This is a genomic window from Variovorax sp. P1_H12_2 (assembly GCF_056405335.1).
In genome coordinates this window covers 1-3,746 of record NZ_JBFUCI010000530.1, presented here as the reverse complement: position 1 = coordinate 3,746, position 3,746 = coordinate 1, and the positions used below count along the sequence as shown (strand labels likewise).

Below are 3,746 nucleotides of genomic sequence, written 5' to 3'. Positions count from 1 at the left end.
GCTCTTCACATGGGACTCGATCGCCTTCAGTGACGCATCCACGGGACCGTTCCCGTCGGATTCGCCGGTGACCTCTTTGCCCTGCACAGTGAACACGATCCGCGCGTGGGGGCGCTCACCTGTTTCACTATGTTGCGACAAAGATACAAAGCCGAACTGCTCAGCAACGTGCGAGAGTGCCTCGTCGCTGACAAGCGCGAGGATGTCTTCATCAAATATTTCGCTCTTGCGGTCGGCGAGCTCCTTGAAGCGCGAGAACGCGGCGTTGATGTCGGCCTCGCTCTCCATTTCGACGCCCAGATCCTGCAGCCGCTGCTTGAAGGCATTGCGGCCGCTGAGCTTGCCCAGCACGATCTTGTTGGCGCTCCAGCCGACGTCCTCGGCGCGCATGATCTCGTAGGTGTCGCGGGCTTTCAACACGCCGTCCTGGTGGATGCCCGAGGCATGGGCGAAGGCGTTGGCGCCCACCACTGCCTTGTTCGGCTGCACCACGAAGCCGGTGGTCTGGCTGACCATGCGGCTGGCGGCCACGATGTGGCGCGTGTCGATGCCGACATCGAGCCCGAAGTAGTCCTTGCGGGTCTTCACCGCCATCACGATCTCCTCGAGCGAGCAGTTGCCGGCGCGCTCGCCCAGGCCATTGATGGTGCATTCCACCTGCCGGGCGCCACCGATCTTCACGCCGGCGAGCGAATTGGCCACCGCCATGCCGAGGTCGTTGTGGCAGTGGACCGACCAGACGGCCTTGTCGCTGTTCGGGATGCGCTCGCGCAGCGACTTGATGAAGTTGCCGTACAACTCGGGAACCGCATAGCCCACGGTGTCCGGCACGTTGATGGTGGTCGCGCCTTCGTGGATGACGGCTTCGATCACCCGGCAGAGGTAGTCGGGGTCGCTGCGATAGCCGTCCTCGGGGCTGAACTCGACGTCGGCCACCAGGTTGCGCGCGAAGCGCACCGCGAGCCGGGCCTGCTCGAACACCTCGTCGGGCGTCATGCGCAGCTTCTTCTCCATGTGCAGCGGCGAAGTCGCAATGAAGGTGTGGATGCGCCCGTTGGCCGCGCCCTTGAGCGCCTCGGCCGCGCGCGAGATGTCGCGGTCGTTGGCGCGCGACAGGCCGCACACGGTCGAGTCCTTGATCGCGTGGGCGATCGCGCTGACCGCGTCGAAGTCGCCGTTCGAGCTGGCCGGGAAGCCGGCCTCGATGACATCGACCCGCAGGCGCTCGAGCTGGCGCGCGATGCGCAGCTTCTCGTCCTTGGTCATGGAGGCGCCGGGCGACTGTTCGCCGTCGCGCAGGGTGGTGTCGAAAATAATCAGTTTGTCGGCCATCGTGGATCTCCTAGGCGGGTTCAGCCATCGATTGTGCGCTGTGCGCGCCCTGGGCCCGCGCCCGGGCCAGGCCCGACACGACGGCCTTCAGCGAGGCGGAAATGATGTTCGCATCGACGCCGACGCCGAAGAGCGTGATCGATTCGTCGACACGCAGTTCGAGGTAGGCCACCGCCTGGGCGTCGGCGCCGGCGCCGATCGCGTGCTGGTGGTAGTCGATCACGTGGATCGCGTGCCCGGTGGCGCTGGCCAGGGCATGGATGAAGGCGTCGATCGGTCCGTTGCCGCGGCCTTCGATGGCGCGGATTTCTCCTTCCCATGGCAGGTCCGCGCGCAGCAGCACCGAGGCGCCGGCGCCCTCGCCCTGCTCTTCGAGCACGCGGTGCTGGGGTCCGGCTGCGTCGCGCAGGCCGTACTCGCGCTCGAACAAGGCATGAAGATCGGCCGCGGTGAGCTCCTTGCCGGCGACGTCCATCACGCGCTGCACGGTCTGGCTGAACTCCATCTGCAGGCGGCGCGGCAACTCGAGGCCGTATTCGCTCTCCAGCAGGTAGGCGATGCCGCCCTTGCCGGACTGGCTGTTGACACGGATCACGGCCTCGTAGCTGCGGCCGACATCCTTCGGATCGATCGGCAGGTAGGGCATGTCCCAGAGGTCGCCCTCCCGGCGGGCGCCGAAGGCCTTCTTGATCGCATCCTGGTGCGAGCCCGAGAACGAGGTGTAGACYAGGTCGCCCACATAGGGGTGGCGCGGGTGCACCGGCAACTGGTTGCAGTGCTCGACCGTGGCCCGGATCTCGTCGATGTTCGAGAAGTCGAGTTCGGGCGAAACGCCCTGGGTGTAGAGGTTGAGCGCGACGTTCACGAGGTCGAGATTGCCGGTGCGCTCGCCATTGCCGAACAGGCAGCCTTCGAGGCGGTCGGCGCCGGCCATCAGCGCGAACTCGCCGGCGGCGGTGCCGGTGCCGCGGTCGTTGTGCGGGTGTACCGAGAGCACGATCGCTTCGCGCCGCGCGAGGTTGCGGTGCATCCACTCGATCATGTCGGCGAAGATGTTCGGCGTCGAATGCTCGACCGTCGACGGCAGGTTCACGATGCACTTGCGCTCGGGCGTCGGCGCCCAGACCTCGGTCACCGCATCGACCACGCGCTTGGAGAACGCAAGGTCGGTGCCCGAGAACATCTCGGGCGAATACTCGAAGGTCCAGTGCGTGTCCGGCTGCTTCGCGGCCAGCTCACCGAACATCCGCGCGTGCGTGGTCGCAAGTTCGACGATCTGATCCTCGTCCATGCCGAGCACCACGCGACGCATCACCGGCGCCACCGCGTTGTACAGGTGCACGATGGCACGCGGCGCGCCCTGCAGGGACTCGAAGGTGCGCGCGATCAGCTGGTCTCGCGCCTGCGTGAGCACCTGGATGGTCACGTCGTCGGGGATGCGGTCTTCCTCGATCAACTTGCGCACGAAGTCGAACTCGACCTGCGAAGCGGACGGGAAGCCCACCTCGATTTCCTTGAAGCCAATCGCCACCAGCGTCTCGAACATCTTCATCTTGCGGGCGATGTCCATCGGCTCCACCAGCGCCTGGTTGCCGTCGCGCAGGTCGGTCGACAACCAGATCGGCGCGCGGGCCAGCACKGCGTCGGGCCAGGTGCGGTCCTTCAAACCGATCGGAGCGAAGGCGCGGTACTTGCGGTTGGGTTGCTTCAACATCTTGGATTACTCGCTGTGGTTGGAATCCACCAGCAACCCCAAACAAAACGGCCCGTTGCTGGTGCGAACGGGCCGTGGTGAGGGATTTGCGCGCGCGCTCTACCGTCTCCGCCCGAAGGGGATCAGTAGTAGGGCCAGCGAAATCTTGTTCATGAKAGAAAGAATATAGCACACCCCCAGGTTGGCTCACTGCGTGTAGCCGCCCACCCCCTTGCAGGGGGCGCAGGCAGCGGCCCGGCGAAGCCGGTTCCGCGCCTGCCCACCAACAGGCGTGCTGCGCTGCGCGCAGCCGCCGAAGGCCGAAGAAGCGGAGTAAGTTTGTCGCGGCCGGCGCAGCCAGGCCTGTTGGTGAAACACCGCGGAACCGGCTCTGCCGGGCCGCTGGTGTTGCCCCCGGTAGGGGGTGGGCGCCCCGACACGCAGTGCGGGGCAACCTGGGGGCGAGCTAGTTATGCAATCCGCGTTCGTCGGGCTCGTCGGTCGAGATGCTGATCACGCTCACCTGCTGACCCTTGGCCTTGCGCCAGGCATAAACCACGTAGCCGCTCAAGCCATAGGCGACGAAGACCCCGAACAGCACGGTCGGCGGATGGATGTTGATGACCGCGATGCCGAGCGCGATCAGGACGATCACCGCGAAGGGCACGCTCTTCTTCATCTGGATGTCCTTGAAGCTGTAGAACGGCGCGTTGGTCACCAT

2 protein-coding genes and 1 pseudogene are annotated in these 3,746 nt (G+C 65.7%); all 3 read right to left on the bottom strand.

What is annotated here, in order from left to right; translation table 11 throughout:
* Positions 1–1,332 (bottom strand): 2-isopropylmalate synthase (locus AC1D2K_RS31680; RefSeq protein WP_478094022.1); only part of this gene is annotated, 1,332 nt, incomplete at its 3' end.
* A 10-nt stretch (positions 1,333–1,342) separates the two neighbouring features.
* On the bottom strand, positions 1,343–3,046 hold the full coding sequence (gene leuA / locus AC1D2K_RS31675) for a 2-isopropylmalate synthase (RefSeq protein WP_478094021.1): 1,704 nt from the start codon (positions 3,044–3,046) through the stop codon (positions 1,343–1,345).
* A 445-nt stretch (positions 3,047–3,491) separates the two neighbouring features.
* Positions 3,492–3,746: pseudogene (locus AC1D2K_RS31670) on the bottom strand (CDP-diacylglycerol--serine O-phosphatidyltransferase); the annotation flags it as partial.